We start from the raw sequence: 20,939 nt of genomic DNA, 5'->3' as shown, positions 1-20,939 counted from the left end.
CGGCTCCAGAGCAGGAACGCTTTTTCGGACATCGGCGGAATGGAAAAGAGCATCTTTCGCTTCGTGCTGCGCCATAGTACGCGGCAGCAGGTGGTCATTCTCCTGCTCACCCTGTCCTCGTTCCCGTTCCTTTACTATTCATTGGAACTGCCGAAGCAGATCGTCAACGACGCCATCGGCGGGCAGAGTTTTCCCAAGGAATTCCTTGGTTTCCAGTTCGAACAGGTGCCGTACCTGATGCTGCTGTCGGGGATGTTCCTGACGCTGGTCCTGGTCAACGGCGCCTTCAAGTTCCGGATCAACACCCTGAAGGGCCGGCTGGGCGAGCGCATGCTCCGGCGGCTCCGCTACGAGCTGTATGTCAGGGTGCTGCGCTTCCCGCTGCCCCGGTTCCGCAAGGTCAGCCAGGGCGAGATCATCCCGATGATCACCGCCGAGGTCGAGCCGCTGGGAGGCTTCATCGGCGACTCGATAGCCTTGCCGGTGTTCCAGGGCGGCACGCTGCTGGTGTACCTGGTCTTCATCTTCATGCAGGACCCCATCCTGGGGGCGGCGGCGATCTCGCTCTATCCCTTGCAAGGCTGGCTGATTCCCCGGCTGCAACGCAAGGTCAACCAGCTGGGCAAGCAGCGGGTGCGGGCGATGCGCCAGATCTCCGACCGGATCGGCGAATCGGTCTCCGGCGTGCAGGAGATCCATGCCCACGACACCTCGGCCTGGCACCTGGCGGACATCTCGCACCGCTTCGGCGACGTGTACGACATCCGGTTCGAGATCTTCCAGCGCAAATTCTTCATCAAGTTCCTGAACAATTTCATCAACCAGCTGACGCCCTTCTTCTTCTATTCGATCGGCGGCTATCTGGTGATCCAGGGGAGCATCAGCTTCGGCTCGCTGGTCGCCGTGCTGGCCGCCTACAAGGACCTGGCGGGGCCGTGGAAGGAGCTGCTGGACTATTACCAGATGAAGGAAGACATCCGGATCAAGTACGAGCAGGTGATCGAGCAGTTCGACGTGCCCGAGCTGATGGCCGCCGGGCTGATCGCGACCGACGCCGGCCCGGACACCAGGCTGGCCGGGGAGATGGCCTTCATCAACGTCTCGTTCGGGGAGGACAACGGGCCGAAGATCCTGGACGGCGTGTCCTGCACGCTGCCGCTCGACCGGCACACGGCGATCGTCGGCGGCGCCGGGCGGGACGAGTTCGCGATGCTGGCCGCCCGGCTGCTGATGCCGACGGCCGGCCGCATCCGGGTCGGCGAGCAGGATCTGGCGCATCTGCCGGAGGCGGTCACCGGACGCCGCATCGCCTATGTCGGGCAGAACAGCTACATGTTCACCGCCAGCCTGCGCGAGAACCTGTATTACGGGCTGCGCCACCGGCCGCTGGCCGTGCACGAGGGCGACGAGAGGTCGGCCGCCGAGCACCGGCGCCGGGCCGCGGAGTCGAAGGCCGCCGGCAATACCGACTTCCCGCTGGATGCGGACTGGATCGACTATGTCGCCGCCGGCTGCGACGGTCCCGAAAGCCTGCGCCGGCGCACGCTGGCCGTGCTGGACATGGTCGACCTGGCGGACGACGTGTACCGGCTGGGCCTGAACGGCACCCTGGCGAAGGGCGGCGACGGGGACGTGGTCGCGCGCATCCTGGAAGCGCGGGCGGCGCTGAGGGCCGAGCTGGCCCAGCCGGCGATGCGGTCGCTGGTCGAGATCTGGCATCCCGACCGATTCAACAACAACGCGACGGTGGCCGAGAACCTGCTGTTCGGCAGCCCGGTCGGGCCGGTCTTCGCCGTCGACAGCATGGCGGAGAACACCTATGTGCTGGGCGTGCTGGAAAAGGTCGGGCTGACCCGCGACTTCCTGAACATGGGCGTCCAGGTCGCCCGCACGATGATCGAGCTGTTCGCCGACCTGCCGCCGGGCCACCAGTTCTTCGAGCAGTTCAGCTTCATCAGCTCGGAGGAGCTGCCGGACTTCCAGCCGATGGTGGCGAAGGCCGACAAGGAAGGCGTGGACAGCCTGAAGCCGGAGGAGAAGCGCCGGCTGATGGCGCTGCCCTTCAAGCTGATCCCGGCCCGCCATCGCCTGGGCCTGATCGACGACGGGATGGAGCGGCGCCTGCTGGAGGCGCGCCACGTCTTCGCCCGCGACCTGCCCGACGGGTTGCGCGAGAGCATCGAGTTCTTCGTCGAGGACAGCTACAACTCGGCCTCGACCATCCAGGACAACATCCTGTTCGGGAAGGTCGCGTACGGCCAGGCCCAGGTCGGCGGCAAGGTCGGCCGTCTGGTGGCCCAGGTGATCGAGGAGCTTCACCTGCGCGAGACCATCCAGGAGATCGGGCTGGACCATTATGTCGGCGTCTCCGGCTCGCGCCTGTCCCGGGTGCAGCGGCAGAAGGTGGCGTTGGCCCGCGCCATCCTGAAGAACCCCGACCTGCTGGTGATCAACGAGGCGACCGCCGGGCTGGACGGCGCCAGCCAGACCCGCATCCACGACGCGATCCTGGAGGAGCGCCAGGGGCGCGGCGTGGTCTGGGTCTTGCACAGGCCCAGCATCGCCCGGCGGTTCGACCAGACCCTGGTGCTGCGGAGCGGCCAGATCGCCGAGCACGGGAGCTATCAGGACCTGGACAAGCCGGGCACCGTCATGCACGAGTTGCTGGCGGCGGAATGACGAGCAGCTGGATGATGAGCAGCCGGAAACGGGAGTAGCGTGTCGTGAGTCTTGCCGAAGAAGTCGAACTGCTGCGCAGGATCCCCATGTTCGCCAACGTGGAGACCAGCAAGCTGAAGCTGCTGGCCTTCACCAGCGAGCGAGTCGCCTTCCACGCCGGCGACATGCTTTTCACCCAGAACGAAATGGGCAGCAGCGCGTTCATCATCGTGGACGGCGAGGCCGACGTAAGGGTCGATACGCCGAACGGACCGTTGACGGTCGCCAAGGTCGGCCGCAACGATTTCATCGGGGAAATCGCGATCCTGTGCGACGTGCCGCGTACCGCCAGCGTGGTCGCCGTGACCGACATGACCACGCTGTGCATTTCGAAGGACCTGTTCTTCCGCATGGTCACCGAGTTTCCGCAGATGGCGGTGGAGATCATGAGGGTGCTGGCCCAGCGCCTGGAGAACACGACCCGGCAGCTGCGCGAAGCCGTCGCCCACGGCGGTCCGCCGCACACGTGACGTAATCTACAGAAGGCGGTTCATGAGCCGGTTGGACAGTTTCATCAGGCGGGTCAGCGCCCAGCGCGACTGCCTCAACGCCGCCGCGGACCTGATCCGCGACGTTCCCGGGCCGGTGCTGGAGTTCGGCCTGGGCAACGGCCGGACCTACGACCATCTGCGCTCGCTGCTGCCGGAGCGCACGATCTTCGTGTTCGAGCGGCAGGTCGCCGCCCATCCCGACTGCATTCCCCCCGCCGAGTGCCTGCTGCTGGGCGACCTGTTCGAGACGCTGGACACGGCCGGAACCGTGATCGGCGCGCCGGCGGCGCTGGCCCACGTGGATATCGGCTCCGGCGATCCCGGAGCCAACGCCGAGCTGGCGGCCTTCCTGGCGCCGCGCCTGCACAGGCTGATGGCGCGCGGCGGCGTCGTGGTCAGCGACCAGAACCTGGGCATGCCCCGGTGGGAACCCCTGCGCCCGCCGGAGACGGTCCGGCCGGGGCGCTATTTCATGATGAGGGTGTAAAGATTCGGCCACAGATGGACGCAAATAAATACAGATGAACTCCTGATTGCCGACGTCTTGGTCATCTGCAACGAGTATCGTAACTCCTATCTGCGTCTATCTGTGTCCATCTGCGGCCGATTTTCCCCTATCCCGCCGCCGAGCGTCCGGCCCGGGCATCCGCCGCCTGGGCTTGGAAGGTCAGGGTGAACAGGGTGCCGGCGCTGCCGTCGACTTCCACGGTGGCACGGATCTGCTTGGCCAGGGCCTTGACCAGGGAGAGGCCCAGGTTGTTGTTGGTCTCCCAGTCCAGGCCGCCGGCGGCGCCGACCCCGTCGTCGCCGATCCGCAACTCCCAGCGGGTCCCGTCGAGCGGTTCGAGTTTCAGCCGGATGGTGCCGGTCTTCCTGTCGGCGAAGGCGTGGCGGAAGCTGTTGGTGACAAGCTCGTTCAGGATCAGGCCGAGCGGCAGGGCCGTCTCGACCGGCACGTGGCAGGGCCGGGTCCGCACGTCCAGGACGATGCCGCGGTCCGGGCCGTGGAAGTTCGCCAGCGTCTCGCAGATTTCCGCCAGATAGCCGCCGAGTTCCAGCGTCGGGCCGGCATCGGCCGTGTAGAGCTTGCGGTAGATCAGCTCCAGGGCATTGATGCGGTGGAGCAGGTTTTCGAACCCCACCTTCATCGCCTCGCTGTCGCTGCGGCCGGCCTGCAGCCGGATCAGGCTGGCCATGACCTGGAGGTTGTTCTTGACCCGGTGCTGAAGCTCGTGGAGCAGAACCTCGCGGTGGCGGAGCGCCTGCTCCAGGTCGCGGGTGCGCTCCTCGACCCTGCGCTCCAGCTGGGCGTTGGCCTCGACGATGCGGGCGGCGGCCTGGCGGCGCAGCGTGCAGTCGAGCTGGGAGCCGAAGAAGTAGAGCAGATTGCCTTCGTCGTCATGGATCGGGCTGATATACAGCTCGTTCCAGAACGCCGTGCCGTTCTTCCGGTAGTTCAGGACCTCGATCTTGATGTCGTGCTGCTCGGCAAGGGCGCCGCCGATCAGGCGGCGTACTTCCGGATCCGAGTCGGGGCCCTGGAGGAAGCGGCAGTTATGGCCGATGATCTCGTCGAGATCGTAGCCGGTCAGGTCGACGAAAGCCTGGTTCGCGAAGACGATCGGGTTGTCGTCCTGGTTGGGATCGGTGACCACGATCGGCATCCGGCTGCCTTCGACCACGCTGCGGAAGGGGTTCTCCCGCGACGGATGGTTGATCAGGGCGATGTTGCCCATCTCCTTGGGAGGAGTCTGCACGTATGGCCTCCTGAGCTATCAGGTTCCGTGTGCCCTCCCCTGATGGAGACCGGTCCGTAAGCCGCCGTTTCTTCTTCACGCACACGGGTAGAACCTTGAGATCAGATCAAACAAGGTTCGCCGGCCATTGTTCCAAACGCGACCAATGCGGAGACGGCGCCGCCCCGGCCGGGGCGGCGCCGTCACGCCGTGCTACTCGGCCTTCTTGCTCAAGTCTTCGCCGGTCGCCTGGTCGACCGTCTTCATGGACAGCTTGACCTTGCCGCGGTCGTCGAAGCCCAGGACCTTGACCTTCACCTCGTCGCCCTGCTTGACCACGTCGCTGACCTTGCCGACGCGCTCGTTCTTCAGCTCGGAGATGTGGACCAGGCCGTCGCGCGAGCCCAGGAAGTTCACGAAGGCGCCGAAATCGACCACCTTCACGACCTTGCCGGTGTAGATCACGCCCAGTTCCGGCTCGGCCACGATGCCGCGGATCCAGTCGATGGCGGCCTGGCTGGCCTTTCCGTCGACCGCCGCGACCTTGACCGTGCCGTCGTCCTCGATGTCGATCTTAGCGCCGGTCTGCTCGACGATCTCGCGGATCACCTTGCCGCCGGAGCCGATCACGTCGCGGATCTTCTCCTTGGGGATGTTGATCACGGTGATGCGCGGGGCGTTCTGGTTGACCGCCTCGCGGGCGCCGCCGATCGCCTTGGCCATCTCGCCCAGGATGTGCATCCGGCCGCCGCGCGCCTGGTCCAGGGCGACGCGCATGATCTCCTCGGTGATCGAGGTGATCTTGATGTCCATCTGGAGCGCGGTGACGCCCTTCTCGGTGCCGGCCACCTTGAAGTCCATGTCGCCCAGGTGGTCCTCGTCGCCGAGGATGTCGGACAGCACGGCGAAGCCGCGGTCCTCCTTGATCAGGCCCATCGCGATGCCGGCGACCGGACGGGGCAGGGGAGCGCCGGAGTCCATCAGGGCCAGCGAGGCGCCGCACACGGTCGCCATCGACGAGGAGCCGTTGGATTCGGTGATCTCCGACACGATGCGCATGGTGTAGGGGAACTGCTCCTTGGTCGGGAGCAGCGGACGCACCGCGCGCCACGCCAGCTTGCCGTGCCCGATCTCGCGCCGGCCGGGGGAGCCGACGCGGCCCGCCTCGCCGACCGAGTAGGGCGGGAAGTTGTAGTGGAGCATGAAGCTCTCGCGGTACTCGCCTTCCAGCGCGTCGATGATCTGCTCGTCCTGGCTGGTGCCGAGCGTGGCGACCACCAGGGCCTGGGTCTCGCCGCGGGTGAACAGGGCGGAACCGTGGGCGCGGGGCAGCACGCCGACCTCGGCCACGATCTGGCGGATGTCGGTGGTCGAGCGGCCGTCGATCCGGCGGCCGGTGTCGATGACCGTGCCGCGCAGCACGTCGCTCTCGACGTCCTTGAAGGTGCCGGCGATCGCCTCGGCGGGGATCTCGTCCGAGGTCAGGGCCTCCAGCGCCTTCTGCTTGGCGGCGCCCAGCTTGTTCTGGCGGTCCTGCTTGCGGATCTCGGAATAGGCCGCCTTGATGTCCTCGCCGACGGTCTCCTTGACGCGGGCCTTGATGGCGGCGGCGTCATAGGGGGCCGCGGGCATGTCCCAGGGTTCCTTGGCGCACTGCTCGGCCAGGTCGATGATCGCGTCGATGACCGGCTGGAAGCTGCGATGGCCGAACATGACGGCGCCCAGCATGACGTCCTCGGACAGTTCCTTGGCCTCGGACTCGACCATCAGCACGCCGTCGCGCGTACCGGCGACCACCAGGTCGAGATCGCCCTCCTCGTCGTCGAGCAGCGGGTTCAGCGCGTACTCGCCGTTCCTGTAGCTGACGCGGGCGGCGCCGATCGGGCCCAGGAAGGGGATGCCGGAGATGGTCAGGGCGGCCGAGGTGCCGACCATGGCGACGATGTCGGGATCGTTCTCCATGTCGTGGCTGAGCACGGTGCAGATGACCTGCGTCTCGTTGCGGAAGCCGTCGGCGAACAGCGGGCGGATCGGCCGGTCGATCAGGCGGCTGACCAGCGTCTCCTTCTCGGAGGGACGGCCTTCACGCTTGAAGAAGCCGCCCGGGATCTTGCCGGCGGCGAACGCCTTCTCCTGGTAATTGACGGTCAGCGGAAAGAAATCGACTCCGGGCTTGGCCGCCTTGGCCGCGACGACGGTGCAGAGCACGGTCGTCTCGCCGTACGTCGCCATCACGGCGCCATCGGCCTGGCGGGCGACCTTCCCGGTCTCCAGGACCAGCTTGCGTCCGCCCCAATCGATTTCTTTTCTGTAGACGTTGAACATTGTTTCTTCCTTCCATCCGACGCCCAAGCCATCCCGGATTGGATGGCGTGGGCCGGGGTCCTCAGTCGTTGTCGACCCCGCGTGAAAACAGGCCCGCATGAGCACAGGCCAAAAGCCGACCGGGAGCGTGTCCGGGCCGGCAGGCAAAGCTCATCAATGAAATGGAGCCGAAAGCATCTTCCGCCCGCGAAAAAATCATTCGCGGGCGGAACGATGCCGCGCACACCGCAGCCCGCCGCCCGCTCCGCGAAGCGAAGCCTGGACGGTCAGGGATCCGGGCTGGTTTCGGCAAACGGAATTGTCCGGTAGGCGGTGTGCGGAAAGACCCTGGCCTTAGCGGCGCAGGCCGAGACGCTGGATCAGCTGCTCGTAGCGGCCGACATTCTTGCGCTTCAGGTAGTCCAGCAGGCTGCGGCGCTGGCCGACCATGACCAGCAGGCCGCGGCGGCTGTGGAAGTCCTTCTTGTGGGTCTGCAGGTGCTCGGTCAGGTTCCGGATCCGCTCGGACAGGATCGCGACCTGCACCTCGGGGGAACCGGTATCGTTGGCACCGGTGGTGTATTCCTTGATCAGCTCCTGCTTGCGCTCGGCAGTGATCGACATCGGGTCTCTCCAATCGGGTCTGGTTGATGCTTACAGGTTCAATACGCGCACCGGGCGGATCTCCGCCCCTTCGACGCGGGCCAGCGCCACCGGCTTGCCGCCGGAAACGGCTAAAACGACAGCACCGTCGCCCGACGGATCGTAATCGAGGCCTTCCAGCCTCTCGCGATCCTGCCGGCGCAACAACGCCACCGTTTGGCCAAGTCTCAGTCGGTGCGCTTCGGCCTCGGTCAGGGCGAACGCCGGGATGTCGTCCAGCGCCGTCTCGATCGGAAGCAGAAGTCTTTCGACGGCGGCACCATGCTCCATGGCCGCCAGATCGTCCAGGGAAATCGCGTCTTCGAGCGTGAAAGAGCCCACGTTGAGCCGCCGCAGGCGCGTTATGTGCCCGACGGTGCCCAAGGCGAGGGCAAGATCGCGCGCCAGGCTGCGCATGTAGGTGCCCTTGCCGCATTCCACCTCGAAATCGGCGTGGTCGGTGTCCGGCAGGCCGATCAGGTGGAAGCCGTCGATGCGGACGATGCGGGGCGCCAGCTCGACCGTCTCGCCCTCGCGCGCGAGGTCGTAGGCGCGCTCCCCGTCCACCTTGATCGCCGAGAACTGGGGCGGCACCTGGGAGATCTCGCCCTGGAACGCCTCCAGCGCCGCCTCGATCTCGTCCTCGGTCGGGCGGTTCGGGCTGGTCGCGATGACGCTGCCTTCCAGGTCGTCGGTGGTGGTCTGCTCGCCCCAGCGCAGGCGGAAGCGGTAGGTCTTGGCGCCGTCCATGGCATAGGCCACCGTCTTGGTCGCCTCCCCGAAGGCGACCGGCAGGACGCCGGTGGCGATCGGGTCGAGGGTGCCGCCGTGCCCCGCCTTCTCCGCGTTGAGCAGGCGGCGGACCCGGGACATGACCTGGGTGGACGTCATGCCGGCCGGCTTGTCGATGACCAGCCAGCCGTGGACGGGAACGCCTTTGCGCTTACGCGCCACGGGGGCCTCGGCCGCCGGGGGAGGATTTGGAGGACTTCAGGGGAGCGGGCTTGTCCTCCTCCTCGTCGTCATCCTCGTACTCGACGTCCTCGTCCTCGTCGTCATCCTCGTCGAGGTCCTCCTCCTCCTCGAACTCGGCGTCGTCCTCGTCGTCCTCATCCTCGTCGTCGAGATCGTCCTCGTCCTCGTACTCCGGCTCGTCGTGGCCGGGGCCGTCGCCGTTCATGCCGTCATGGCTGCCGCCGTTGTGGGTCTCGGCGGCATCCTCCTCGTCCTCTTCCTCATCGTCCAGGTCGCGCGCGACCTCGGGGTCGTGCAGCAGGCGGTTGATGTGGTCGGCATACTCGAACGAGGTGTCGGCCTCGAAGGACAGGGTCGGGACGTAGCGCAGCTTGACCGCGCGGGCGATCTGGCTGCGGAAGAAAGCCGCGGCGCGGCGCAGCGCCGCCACCGTCTCCTCGGAATGGCCGCCGCCCAGCGGGGTGATGAAGGCGGTCGCGTTGCGGAGGTCGGGGCTGATCCGGACCTCGGTCACGGTGACGTTCAGGTCCTGCAGGTCGGGATCGCGGAAATCGCCGCGGCGGAGCACTTCCGCCAGCGCATGGCGCAACTCCTCCCCGACCCGCAGTTGGCGTTGCGACGGGTTGCGTCCTGCGCGTTTGCTGCTCATTGATCTGGTTCCTCTTCCACCGGCCGCGCTCCGGGCGCCGGTCGGTACCGACGGGGGGATTGCCTGGCCCGCCGGCGGGCTTCATGCCCTGTTCCTGTCCGCGGGCTCCGGAAAGCCCCGAAATGGGAAGAGGCCCGCGGCGCCCGGAAGCGCCGCAAGGCCTTATCCGCGGCGGCGCCCGGTCAGAGCTGCCGCGCCACCTCTTCCATCTCGTAGGCTTCGATCACGTCGCCTGCCTGGATGTTGTCGTAGTTCTCGAACGCCATGCCGCATTCGTACCCTTCGCGGACCTCGCGGACCTCGTCCTTGAAGCGCTTCAGGGTCTTCAGCGTGCCGGTGTGGATGACCACGTTGTCGCGCAGCAGGCGGACGCCGGCGCCGCGCTTCACCACGCCCTCGGTGATCATGCAGCCGGCGACCTTGCCGACCTTGGTGATGTTGAACACCTCGCGGATCTGGGCGTTGCCCAGGAACCGCTCGCGCAGGATCGGCGACAGCATGCCCGTGAGGGCGGCCCGCACGTCGTCGATGACGTCGTAGATCACCGAGTAGTAGCGGATCTCGATGCCGTCCCGCTTCGCCATCTCGCGCGCCTGGGGGTTTGCGCGGACGTTGAAGCCGAAGATCATCGCCTTGGACGCGTTCGCCAGGGTCACGTCGGACTCGTTGATGGCGCCGACCGAGCTGTGGAGCACCCGCACCTTCACCTCGGTGTTGGCGGCGGTCAGGCGCTCCAGGGCGCCGCTGATCGCCTCGATCGAGCCCTGCACGTCGCCCTTGATGACGATCGGCAGCTCCTTGGCCTCGCCCGCCTGGATGCGGGTGAACATCTGCTCCAGGGTGCCGCGCGACGCCGCCGAGGCCGCCGCCTCCCGCCGCTTGCGCTGGCGGAACTCGGTGATCTCGCGGGCCCGCGCCTCGGTCTCGACCACCGCGAACTCGTCGCCCGCCAGCGGCGTCCCGTTCAGGCCCAGCACCTCGATCGGCATCGCCGGACCGGCGGTGTCGACGCTGGCGCCGCGGTCGTTGACCAGGGCACGGACGCGGCCCCATTCGGCGCCGGCGACGAAGATGTCGCCGACCGACAGGGTGCCGCGCTGGATCAGCACGGTCGCGACCGAGCCGCGGCCCCGCTCCAGCTTGGCCTCGATCACGACGCCCTCGGCGGCGCGGTTCGGGTTGGCCCGCAGCTCCAGGATCTCGGCCTGGAGGAGGATGGCCTCCTCGATCCGGTCCAGGCCCATGCGGGTCTTGGCCGAAACCTCGACCGCCAGCACGTCGCCGCCCATCTCCTCGACGACCAGCTCGTGCTGAAGCAGTTCCTGGCGGACCCGGTCGGGGTTCGCGTCGGGCAGGTCGCACTTGTTGATCGCCACGATGATCGGCACCTGGGCCGCCTTGGCGTGGTGGATGGCCTCGATCGTCTGCGGCATGATGCCGTCGTCGGCGGCCACCACCAGCACCACCACGTCCGTGACGTTGGCGCCGCGCGCCCGCATCTCGGTGAAGGCGGCGTGGCCCGGCGTGTCGATGAAGGTGATCTTGCCGCCCGAGCCCAGCTGCACCTGGTAGGCGCCGATATGCTGGGTGATGCCGCCGGCCTCGCGGCTCGCCACGTCGGTGGCGCGCAGCGCGTCCAGCAGCGAGGTCTTGCCGTGGTCGACGTGGCCCATGACGGTGACGACGGGAGCGCGCGGGATGAGGTTCTCCTCGATGTCCTGCTCGCCCTTCAGGCCGACCTCGACGTCCGCCTCGGAAACGCGGCGCATCCGGTGGCCGAACTCCGCGACGACCAGCTCCGCCGTGTCGGCGTCGATCGTCTGGTTGATGGTCGCCATCACGCCCATGCGCATCAGCGACTTGATCACGTCGGCGCCGCGCTCGGCCATGCGGTTGGCCAGCTCCTGGACGGTGATGACTTCCGGCACCACCACGTCGCGGGTGACCTTCTGGGTCTCCTGCCGGCTGTTCAGGCGCTGCTTCTCGCGCTCACGGGCACGCCGCAGCGCCGCCATGCTGCGGGTCCGCTCGGACTCGTCGCCGCTCAGCGCCTGGGTGACCGTCATCTTGCCGCTGCCGCGGCGGCGGTCGCCCGCCTTGCCCTTGGGAGCCGCGGCCGGCTTGGCCGGGGCCTTCGCGGCGCCGCCGGCACCCGGAGCCGCCTTGCGGCGGCCGCGGCCGTCGTCGTCCTCGTCGGCGCGGGAGATCAGGCCGGCGGCCTTGCCGATCGCGGCCTCCGCCGCGCGCGGAGCGGCCGGAGCCTTGCGGCGGTCCTCGTCGCCGGTCCGGGCCGCGGCCGGAGCCTCGTCCTCGTCGCGGGCCGGGCCCTTGGCGGCCGGGCGCCTGGCGGCTTCCGCCTCCTTGCGCTTGGCTTCCTCTTCCTGGCGCTTGCGCTCCGCTTCCTCGGCCTGGGCGCGCTCCTCGTCCTGGATGCGCTTCAGCTCCTCCATCTCGCGCCGGCGCAGGGCCTCCGCGTCGAGCTGGGGCTCGGGCGCCTCCTCGACGATCACCGGTTCCTCGATGACGGTCGCCTCGGCCAGCTCGGCCTCGACCTGGCGCCGCTCCTCGTCGGAACGGATCGCGCCCTGCAGGGCGCGCAGGCGGGCGTCGCGCTCCTCCTTGGTGAGCTGCCGGACGGCGGGCTGGCCACGCTGGCCCCTGCCGCCGGGCGCGCCCTTGAGGGGCAGCCCCTCGGCCGCGCGGCGGGCCGCGGCGCCGCCGTCGGCCACGCCGGGGGCGGCGCCCTTCTCGATCGTCCGCTTGCGCTTGACCTCGACGGTCACGGTCTTGGACCGGCCATGGGAAAAGCTCTGCCGAACCGAGGCGGCATCGGCGGGTTTGTTCTTCAGCTCGAGCTTGCCCTTGGTGGGAAGGCTCAAGACTTTCTTGCGGTCCTGGTCGTTACTGTCAGTCATCTGTGTCCGACTAGCTCGTCGTTGTATCTGTTGCCCGGCCGGCCGATGCCGGACCGCAATTGCCTTCACCCGAGGCACCCCGGCGAAGACCGGCATACCGCCGGCACTCCTCCAGGAAGCGCGCGGCCAATCGGCCGGGCGCCAGCATCGCATGCACCACGTGGTCGCGACCGAAGGCGTGGCCGAGATCGGCGGCGTCGAACAGGTCGACGACCGGCGCCTCCCCGGCCAGCGCCCGCATCTTGCCGCGCCCGTCCTCCGCCCCGTCGGCGGCCGCGACCAGCGCGCCCGCCTTGCCCTTGCGCAGGGCCTCGCGGACCTTCTCGAACCCCGAGACCGCGACCCCGGCGCGCCGGCAGAGGCCGATCGAGTCGAGGCAGCGCCGCTTGAGCAGCGCTTCCACCCGGTCGACCAGGTCGGGGTCGACCTTGACCTTGCGGCGGGCGGCCTTGGAGAACTGGTTCCTGGCGACCGCCCTGGACAGGATCTCCCGGTCCGCCGTGACCCACAGCCCCCGTCCGGGCAGCGTGCCCTCCAGGTCCGGGACGACGGCGCCTTCCGGCGACGCGACGAACCGGATCATGCCCTGGCGGTCGGCGACGACGGCGGTGACGATGCAGCGCCGCAGGGGGCTGCGCCGTCCGCCGATCGCCTCCTCCTCAAGCGGTTCGGGCCCGGGGAGACCGGGCTCGAACGCGTCGGGCGGGGCGGCTGCCTCGTGGGGCAGGGTGGGATGGGCGTTCAGTAAGGTCATCCGTTGCAGGGTCGGTCCTTGGTTGGTGAGATTGGGGTTGGTGAACCGGGGTCAGTGCTGCTCGGTCGAGGCGGTCGCCGGCTCACCGTCCTCGGTGAACCAATGGGCGCGGGCCGCCATGATGATCGCGTTGGCGTCGTCCGGCGTCATGGAGTCCTTGCCGACGATCTCGCGCAGCTCGTCGCCCGCGAGGTCGGCCAGGTCGTCCAGGGTCTTGACGCCGTTCTCGCCGAGCTTGACCAGCATGACCGGAGTCAGGCCCTCGATCTCCGCGATCTCGTCGGCGACGCCCAGCGCCTGGCGCCGTTCGGTCATCTCGCTGTTCTGCTGGTCGAGGAAGGTCCGGGCGCGCTCGCGCAGCTCCTCGGCCACGTCCTCGTCGAAACCCTCGATCTCGGCGAGCTCGTGGGTCTCGGCGAAGGCGATCTCCTCGACCGACGAGAAGCCCTCGGCGACCAGCAGGTGGGCGATCACGTCGTCCACGTCCAGGGCGTCGATGAAGAGCTGGGAGCGGGTCTTGAACTCTTCCGACCGCCGCTCCGATTCCTCGTTCTCGGTCATGATGTCGATGTCCCAGCCGGTCAGCTGGCTGGCGAGACGCACGTTCTGGCCGCGGCGTCCGATCGCCAGACTCAACTGGTCATCGGGAACCACGACTTCAATGCGCTTGCTCTCCTCGTCCATCACGACCTTGGCCACCTCGGCCGGGGCCAGGGCGTTGACCACGAAGGTCGCGGGGTCCTGGGACCAGGGGATGATGTCGATCTTCTCGCCCTGCAGCTCGCCGACGACCGCCTGGACGCGGCTGCCGCGCATGCCCACGCAGGCGCCGACCGGGTCGATCGAGCTGTCGTGGCTCAGCACCGCGATCTTGGCGCGCGAGCCGGGGTCGCGGGCGACCGACTTGATCTCGATGATGCCGTCGTAGATCTCCGGCACTTCCTGGGAGAACAGCTTCGCCATGAAGGTCGGATGGGTCCGCGACAGGAAGATCTGGGGACCGCGGGCCTCGGCCCGTACGTCGTAGATGTACGCGCGTACGCGGTCGCCGTTCTTGAAGTGCTCCCGAGGGAGCAGCTCGTCGCGGCGGAGGATCGCCTCCGCCCGGCCCAGGTCCACGGTGACGTTGCCGTACTCGACCCGCTTGACCAGCCCGTTGACCACCTCGCCGACGCGGTCCTTGTATTCCTTGAACTGCCGCTGCCGCTCCGCCTCGCGCACCTTCTGGACGATGACCTGCTTGGCCGTCTGCGCCGCGATGCGGCCGAAGTCGATCGGCGGCAGCTCGTCGGTCAGGAACTCCCCGACGGCCGCGTCCTTCTTCATGCGCTGGGCTTCGCGAAGGGTGAGCTGGGTCGTCTCGTTCTCGACCTCCTCCACCACCTCGAGATAGCGCATCAGGTGGATGTCGCCGGTCTTGCGGTCGATCCGGGCCCGGATGTCGTGTTCATGTCCGTACTTGGAGCGGCCTGCCTTCTGAATCGCCTGCTCCATCGCTTCCAGGACCTCATCCCGGTCGATGTTCTTCTCGCGGGCGACCGCATCGGCTACTTGTAGCAGTTCCATTCCAGAAGTCCCTGGCGTTCGTTAGAGTAGGCAGTCGGACGTGAGGCGAAAAGGCCGGCTACTGCTGAGCCGCGGTGGCGGCGATCAGTGCGTCGGTCAGGATCAGCTTGGCGCGCTGCACGGCGTCGAACGGGATGGCGGCCGGACCGGTATCGGTCTCGATCAGCACGGACCCGTCCCGGACGCCCTTCAGCATGCCGCGGAACCGCTTGCGGCCGTCCAGCGGGAAGCGTGTCTCGATGCGCGCTTCGAAGCCGGCGAACCGTTCGAAATCCTTCAGCCGGGTCAACGGCCGGTCGATCCCCGGCGAGCTGACTTCCAGCGTGTAGGCGGAAGAAATAGGGTCCTCCACGTCGAGGAGGGCGGACACGGCGCGGCTGATGTCGGCGCAATCCTCGACGGTCATGGCGGCATCGTCCTTCCGCTCGGCCATCACCTGCAAGGTGGGCCGCTGCGTGCCCGACACCTGCACCCGCACGATCTCGTAGCCCATGGCTTCGACCGAGGGGGCGATGATCTGTTGTATCCGGTCGGTTGCGTCCATTCCACCTGACTTGTGGCAACATGACCGGGCTTCAGCAGCCCGGTTCAAAAAACTGTAGACAAAAAAACAAAAAAGTGGGCCAGTGGCCCACCCGGATGCGAACCGGCATGGCCCGTTTTGGCGGGACCACCGGATCGTATGGGATCACGGAGTGGAATATAGCGGAGTTGAGGCAGGCCGCAAGGATTTTCCACAATACTTTCCGGGCGCCTTGCCGGTCCTTGCCCGGCCGGTTCCCGGGCGTGCGGCGCCTTGCGGGCCGGGCATCCCGTGGCGCGCCCGGTCCGCCGGCTCAGCCCCGGGGTTTGCGCCGGAAGCGCAGGAACACAGGCTTGCGGCCGGCCTCGATGCCCTTCCGCTCGTAGCGCGACTGGGGCCAGTCGTCGGGCCGGGTGCGCCAGTCCTCCGCGGTCCGGGCGAGCCACTCGAAGTCGGGATGCCGCCAGGCATGCTCCAGCATCCACATGGCGACGCCCATGACGTCGCTGGCCATGCGCAGCTCGGCCCCGTCCTTCAGCACGCGCGACAGGCGGGCCAGGTTCTCCGGTCCGATGAAGCGGCGCTTGTGGTGGCGGATCTTGGGCCAGGGATCGGGGAACAGCACGAAGCAGCGGCCGATCGACGCGTCGGGCAGGGCATCGATCAGGGGCCGGGCGTCGTTGGCCAGGATGCGGATGTTCCGCTGGCCGCCCTGGTCGATGTGCTCCAGGAGGTTGGCCACGCCGTTGAGGAAGGGCTCGCAGCCGATCATGCCGATGTCGGGATGTGCCGCGGCTTGGCCGGCCAAGTGCTCGCCGCTGCCGAAGCCGATTTCCAGCCACACGTCCCGGATGCCGGACCCCATGCCGGTCCCTGCGGCACCGTCGGGCACCGCGAAGAGCGACACGGGATCGATGCGCCGTCCGCCGTCCGGAGACGCGATCTCCAGCCGGGGCAGCAGCGTTTCCAGCAGATCGGTCTTGTAGAGGCGCAGTCTACGGCCGCGCCGGCGGCCGTAGACTTTCTCCCGCAGGTCGGCCGGCGCGTCGTCGCGCGGACCGGGAGGACGATCAGGCAAAGGCCGACCGCAGGTCCGACACCAGGTCCGTGCGCTCCCAGGAGAATCCGCCGTCGGCTTCCGGCGCGCGGCCGAAGTGGCCATAGGCCGCGGTACGGGCATAGATCGGCTTGTTGAGGCCGAGATGCTCGCGGATGCCGCGCGGGCTCAGGTTGACCAGTTCCTGCAGGACCTTGGACAGCCGGTCCTCGTCGACCCGGCCGGTCCCGTAGGTCTCGATATAGACGGCGAGCGGACGGGACACGCCGATGGCGTAGGCCAGCTGGATGGTGCAGCGCTCCGCCAGCTCGGCGGCCACCACGTTCTTGGCGAGGTAGCGGGCGGCGTAGGCCGCCGACCGGTCGACCTTGGTCGGGTCCTTGCCGGAGAAGGCGCCGCCGCCGTGGGGCGCCGCGCCGCCGTAGGTGTCGACGATGATCTTGCGGCCGGTCAGGCCGGCGTCGCCGTCGGGACCGCCGATCACGAAGCGGCCGGTCGGGTTGACGTAGAAGAATTCCTCGTCGCACATCCAGCCTTCCGGCAGGACGTTGATCACGTGCGGCCGGACGATCTCCCGCACCTCGGCCTGGTCGAGGCCGTCCAGATGCTGGGTGGAGACCACGATCGAGGTCGCGCGCACCGGCTTGCCGTTCTCGTACTGCAGGCTGACCTGGCTCTTGGCGTCGGGGCCGAGCTGCGGGGCCGCGCCGGAATGCCGCGCCTCCGCCAGGCTCTTCAGGATGCCGTGGGCGAAGTAGATCGGCGCCGGCATCAGCGCCTCGGTCTCCCGGCAGGCGTAGCCGAACATGATGCCCTGGTCGCCGGCCCCCTCGTCCTTGTTGCCCGCCGCGTCGACGCCGACCGCGATGTCGGCCGACTGGGCATGCACCAGGATCTTGACGTCGGCCTTCTCCCAGTGGAAGCCTTCCTGCTCGTACCCGATATCCTTGATCGCATGCCGCGCGACGCTTTCCATCAGGTCGGGCGTGATCGAGTCCGGTCCCCGGACCTCGCCGGCCAGGACGATCTGGTTGGTCGTCGCCAGGGTCTCGACCGCCACCCGGGCATAGGGGTCATGGCCGAGGAACAGGTCCACGATGGCGTCGGAAACGCGGTCGCAGACCTTGTCGGGATGGCCCTCGGAAACCGATTCGCTGGTGAAGACGTAGTTGCGTAGAGCCACAGGTTGCCTCGGCACGTTGCGGATTGATGACATACGAAGATAATCGGCCCATCACCGGCGTGATGACCATTATCCCTGTTTTCGCAATCCGAACCATCCGGGTCAAGTGACTTGATCCGGAACCGGCAAACTGGCTATCCCGCAAGGATATTCGCGGGAATTGTTTCGGAAGCTCACGAGGTCGCCCGTCCGGCATTGCCCCTGCTGCCGGCCCAGGCTGCGCAGGGCCGGCCGGAACCTTGGCCAGGGCGAGACCGGCCGCCGGTCAGTCGCCTTCGTTGTTGGCCGCGTTGGCGACCGACTTGGTCAGTTCGAACAAGCGCTTACGGACCTGCGGGTCGGTGATGCGGTAGTATGCCCGGACCAGTTCCAGGGTCTCCCGCTTGGCCATCGGATCGGGCTCGAACGAACCCGACTTCTCCTCGCCGAAACCGCCGTGTACGGGCTCGCCCGGGATGATCGCGTTGGAGTCGGGCGGCATATCGTCGAAGAAGAACGAAACCGGGACGTCCAGGACGCGGCTGAGGTCGAACAGGCGGCTCGCACCGATCCGGTTCGCGCCCCGCTCGTATTTCTGGACCTGCTGGAACGTCAGGCCGATCGCCTCGCCCAGCTTCTCCTGGCTCATGCCGAGGAGAGTGCGGCGCAGCCTTACCCGCGACCCGACATGCACATCGATCGGATTCGGCTTCCCGGTCTTGGGCCGCCCGCCGGTTCCACGCCGGCCTCGTGTCTGTGGTTGCATGCCCTCAAACCCCTATTGAATGTTAATGTTGTAACTAGCCATGCACGTGTATGCATTCAATAGTACGTACTAGCGCATTCTTGTGCACGCGCATACGAAAATATGTGCGACGATCAAGGGGTCTGTCGAGCGATGGTTGTGCTGAGGGCAAAACTCATAAGAAGTAACACCAATGTCCAGTCGCCGATTCGACCATACGGGGTGTTCCCAAGCGCTTCCGGCAGCGCCGCGTCAACGACCCCGCGCGTACCCAACTCGAGATAGGCCGAGATCCGGCCGTAGCCGTCGACGACCCCGGATATGCCGGTGTTCGCCGCCCGGACCATGGGAAGCCCCTCCTCGACGGCGCGGGCCTGGGCGATGGCGAAGTGCTGGTGCGGCCCGGCGCTGATGCCGTACCAGGCGTCGTTCGTCACGTTGAGCAGCCATTCCGGCCGCCGTTCCGGGTTCTTCACCGCGGCGGGGAAGATCACCTCGTAGCAGACGAGCGGGCTGAACGGCGGCAGGCCGGCGACGTCCAGCGTCTCCGGGCCGGCCCCCGCGGAGAAGTCGGTCGATCCGGCCGCGATGGCCGCGACCGGCAGGACGCCCCGCAGCGGCATGTACTCGCCGAACGGCACCAGGTGGAACTTGTCGTAGCTGGCGACCACCGCGCCGCTGCCGTCCACCGCATGGAGGCTGTTCCAGAACCGGTTGGTGCCGTCCGGCTCCGTCCTGACCCGCGGGGCGCCGGTGATCACGCTGCCCCCGGGCGGGGTCACCGACCCGATCGCCTGCCGGACCGCCGCGTCCCGTTCCAGGAAGAAGGGTACCGCCGTTTCCGGCCAGACCACGTGGGTGGGGGCCGGGCCGCCCGCGGCCGGGCTCGCGGCCGTCATTTCCAGCAGCCGCTCGAAGTTCCGCGCCCGCTCGGCCGGGTCCCATTTCAATGTCTGCGCGATGTTCGGCTGGACGATGCGTACCACTATTCCGGGAACCGTGGACCCGTCGTTCTGCGACAATCTGACCCAGCCTGCGACGCCGATCGCGGCGACCAGGAGAAGGCCGAACGCCACCGATCCGGCGGCCCGCCGCCGCGACTCGGCGGGGTCGCCGAACAGGGCCGGCGTGGCGGCGACCGCGACCGTCAGGAGACCCAGGCCATAGGTGCCGATCACCGCGACGCTTTGGAGGACCGGCAGGAATCCCACCCAGGAATACCCGATCAGGTTCCAGGGGAAGCCGGTCAGGACATGCCCGCGCAGATACTCCGCCACCGTCCACAGCATCGCGAAGGCGAGCACGCGCGCAAGCCCGCCCAGGCGCAGCCGCCGGGCCAGGACGTGCAGTCCCAGCGTCGCCAGCCCGACGAAGACGGCGAGCAGCGCCGGCAGCCCCGCCGCGGCGAACGGCATCATCCACCAGAAGCGGTCGATGTCGGTCAGCAGCGCGAAGGAGATCCAGTAGAGGCCGAGCAGGAAATGCCCGAAGCCGAACCACCAGCCGGTGAAGAAGGCGGCCCGGCGGGTCGCCGCGCCGTCGAGCAGCCAGAGCAGGCCGGGAAAGGCCAGCAGCAGCACGGGCACGGCGAAGGCCGGAGGCAGGGCCAGGGTCGCGAGGCCGCCGAACGCCGCCGCGGCGAGGTAGCGGCGCCAGCCGGCCAGGGCGGACACCCGCGCCGCGAGGCGCAGCATCCCTTCCCGCGGCGCCGCGCCTCCTGCCGCCGCGTCGTCCGCGCTTCCGCCCCGACCCCGGAGGCGCACGGAAGCGTCATCCATGGGTGGCGTCGACGGGCTCCGGAAGGTTGCGGACCCGCAGGCGCTTGATCCGCCGCGGATCGGCGTCCACCACCTCGAACTCCAGGCCCGAGGGATGCTTGAGCAGTTCGCCCCGGCTCGGCACGCGGCCGGCGAGGTTGAACACGAGGCCGCCGAGCGTGTCGAAGTCCTCCCGCTCCCCGTCGTCCAGGACGGGGCCGACGAGGCTCAGGAAATCGTCGATCGGGACGCGGGCGTCGGCCAGCATCGTGCCGTCCGGGCGGGTCACCAGCATCGGCTCCTCCGCGTCGTCGTGCTCGTCCTCGATCTCGCCGACGATCTCCTCGACCAGGTCCTCGATCGTCACGAGGCCGTCGATGCCGCCGAACTCGTCCACGACCAGCGCCATGTGCTGGCGCGACTGGCGCATCTGGAGCAGCAGGTCGAGGACCGGCATGCTGGGCGCCACGATCACCGCGTCGCGGGTGATGTCCTTGAGCTGGAAGGGCGTCTTGCGCGCGACCGCGGACAGCACGTCCTTGATGTGGACCACGCCGACGACGTCGTCGAGGGTCTCGCGGTAGACCGGCATCCGGGAGTGGGCCTCCTGGGACATGCGCTCGATCAGCTCCGGCAGCGTCGTGTCGATGTCGACGGCGACGATGTCGGCGCGCGGCACCATCGTGTCCACGACGGTGCGGTCCCGAAGCTTGAGGATGTTGGCGAGGAGTACCCGCTCGTCGGCGGCGATCGATCCCTCGGCTTCCCGCCGTTCCTCGATCAGTTCCTCGATGGTGTCGCGCAGCGTCGTGTCGCCGCGTCCCCCCAGGATGGTCCTCAACCAGCCGCGAAATTGGCCGGTGAAGGAGTTCTGCTCGTCGGCCCCGTCTTCACGGGGCGTCCTACTGCCGGATATGTCTGCCATTGTCATATGGTTTGGGGTTT

General features: G+C 68.0%; 16 protein-coding genes and 1 pseudogene. 3 read left to right on the top strand and 14 right to left on the bottom strand.

What is annotated here, in order from left to right; translation table 11 throughout:
* Positions 1-39: 39 nt before the first annotated feature.
* Genes IGS68_RS26060 through IGS68_RS26050 form a run of 3 tightly spaced genes read left to right on the top strand, consistent with a single transcriptional unit; the run spans position 40 to position 3,696 of the window.
* A complete protein-coding gene (locus tag IGS68_RS26060; RefSeq protein WP_201075602.1) occupies positions 40-2,679 on the top strand; it encodes an ABC transporter ATP-binding protein/permease in 2,640 nt (879 codons plus the stop codon).
* A 44-nt stretch (positions 2,680-2,723) separates the two neighbouring features.
* Complete coding sequence (locus IGS68_RS26055; protein WP_201075600.1) at positions 2,724-3,188, top strand: cyclic nucleotide-binding domain-containing protein; 465 nt, start codon at positions 2,724-2,726, stop codon at positions 3,186-3,188.
* 22 nt (positions 3,189-3,210) lie between these two features.
* The gene (locus IGS68_RS26050; protein WP_201075598.1) at positions 3,211-3,696 is read left to right on the top strand and encodes a class I SAM-dependent methyltransferase; all 486 of its coding nucleotides are present in this window, start codon (positions 3,211-3,213) and stop codon (positions 3,694-3,696) included.
* A 127-nt stretch (positions 3,697-3,823) separates the two neighbouring features.
* Here the strand turns inward: IGS68_RS26050 and IGS68_RS26045 are convergent, their stop codons facing one another.
* From IGS68_RS26045 to IGS68_RS25980, 14 genes and pseudogenes are all read right to left on the bottom strand, one after another.
* A complete protein-coding gene (locus IGS68_RS26045; RefSeq protein WP_201075596.1) occupies positions 3,824-4,966 on the bottom strand; it encodes a PAS domain-containing protein in 1,143 nt (380 codons plus the stop codon).
* A 192-nt stretch (positions 4,967-5,158) separates the two neighbouring features.
* Positions 5,159-7,270: a polyribonucleotide nucleotidyltransferase gene (pnp, locus tag IGS68_RS26040; RefSeq protein WP_201075594.1), complete on the bottom strand. Its 2,112-nt coding sequence runs from the start codon at positions 7,268-7,270 to the stop codon at positions 5,159-5,161.
* A gap of 333 nt (positions 7,271-7,603) precedes the next feature.
* Positions 7,604-7,873, bottom strand: a complete 270-nt coding sequence (gene rpsO / locus IGS68_RS26035; protein ID WP_158047707.1) for a 30S ribosomal protein S15 — start codon at positions 7,871-7,873, stop codon at positions 7,604-7,606.
* Positions 7,874-7,903: 30 nt separating this feature from the next.
* On the bottom strand, positions 7,904-8,845 hold the full coding sequence (gene truB, locus IGS68_RS26030) for a tRNA pseudouridine(55) synthase TruB (protein WP_201075593.1): 942 nt from the start codon (positions 8,843-8,845) through the stop codon (positions 7,904-7,906).
* Positions 8,846-9,023: 178 nt separating this feature from the next.
* Positions 9,024-9,515 (bottom strand): annotated as a pseudogene (gene rbfA, locus IGS68_RS26025) (30S ribosome-binding factor RbfA); the annotation flags it as partial.
* Positions 9,516-9,697: 182 nt separating this feature from the next.
* Positions 9,698-12,430 (bottom strand): translation initiation factor IF-2, encoded by a 2,733-nt coding sequence (infB, locus tag IGS68_RS26020; protein WP_247881085.1) that lies wholly within the window; start codon positions 12,428-12,430, stop codon positions 9,698-9,700.
* A 10-nt stretch (positions 12,431-12,440) separates the two neighbouring features.
* Positions 12,441-13,184, bottom strand: coding sequence for an RNA-binding protein (locus IGS68_RS26015; RefSeq protein WP_201075586.1), 744 nt, complete (start codon positions 13,182-13,184; stop codon positions 12,441-12,443).
* A gap of 51 nt (positions 13,185-13,235) precedes the next feature.
* Positions 13,236-14,750: a transcription termination factor NusA gene (gene nusA / locus IGS68_RS26010; RefSeq protein ID WP_201075584.1), complete on the bottom strand. Its 1,515-nt coding sequence runs from the start codon at positions 14,748-14,750 to the stop codon at positions 13,236-13,238.
* Positions 14,751-14,808: 58 nt separating this feature from the next.
* Complete coding sequence (rimP, locus tag IGS68_RS26005; RefSeq protein ID WP_201075582.1) at positions 14,809-15,294, bottom strand: ribosome maturation factor RimP; 486 nt, start codon at positions 15,292-15,294, stop codon at positions 14,809-14,811.
* Positions 15,295-15,586: 292 nt separating this feature from the next.
* The gene (gene trmB / locus IGS68_RS26000) at positions 15,587-16,351 is read right to left on the bottom strand and encodes a tRNA (guanosine(46)-N7)-methyltransferase TrmB (RefSeq protein WP_247881084.1); all 765 of its coding nucleotides are present in this window, start codon (positions 16,349-16,351) and stop codon (positions 15,587-15,589) included.
* On the bottom strand, positions 16,344-17,513 hold the full coding sequence (gene metK / locus IGS68_RS25995; protein ID WP_201075579.1) for a methionine adenosyltransferase: 1,170 nt from the start codon (positions 17,511-17,513) through the stop codon (positions 16,344-16,346). Before metK ends, trmB begins: the two co-directional genes overlap by 8 nt.
* Positions 17,514-17,778: 265 nt before the next feature.
* On the bottom strand, positions 17,779-18,258 hold the full coding sequence (locus IGS68_RS25990; RefSeq protein ID WP_201075577.1) for a helix-turn-helix domain-containing protein: 480 nt from the start codon (positions 18,256-18,258) through the stop codon (positions 17,779-17,781).
* A gap of 113 nt (positions 18,259-18,371) precedes the next feature.
* Positions 18,372-20,015 (bottom strand): apolipoprotein N-acyltransferase, encoded by a 1,644-nt coding sequence (gene lnt / locus IGS68_RS25985; RefSeq protein ID WP_247881083.1) that lies wholly within the window; start codon positions 20,013-20,015, stop codon positions 18,372-18,374.
* Positions 20,008-20,919: a hemolysin family protein gene (locus IGS68_RS25980; protein WP_201075575.1), complete on the bottom strand. Its 912-nt coding sequence runs from the start codon at positions 20,917-20,919 to the stop codon at positions 20,008-20,010. The genes lnt and IGS68_RS25980 overlap by 8 nt, the downstream gene beginning before the upstream one ends.
* Positions 20,920-20,939: the final 20 nt, after the last annotated feature.

Origin of the sequence: Skermanella sp. TT6 (genome assembly GCF_016653635.2) — a bacterium.
In the GTDB taxonomy this organism is placed as follows: Bacteria; Pseudomonadota; Alphaproteobacteria; order Azospirillales; family Azospirillaceae; genus Skermanella; species Skermanella cutis.
This window is presented reverse-complemented; position numbering and strand designations above follow the sequence as displayed.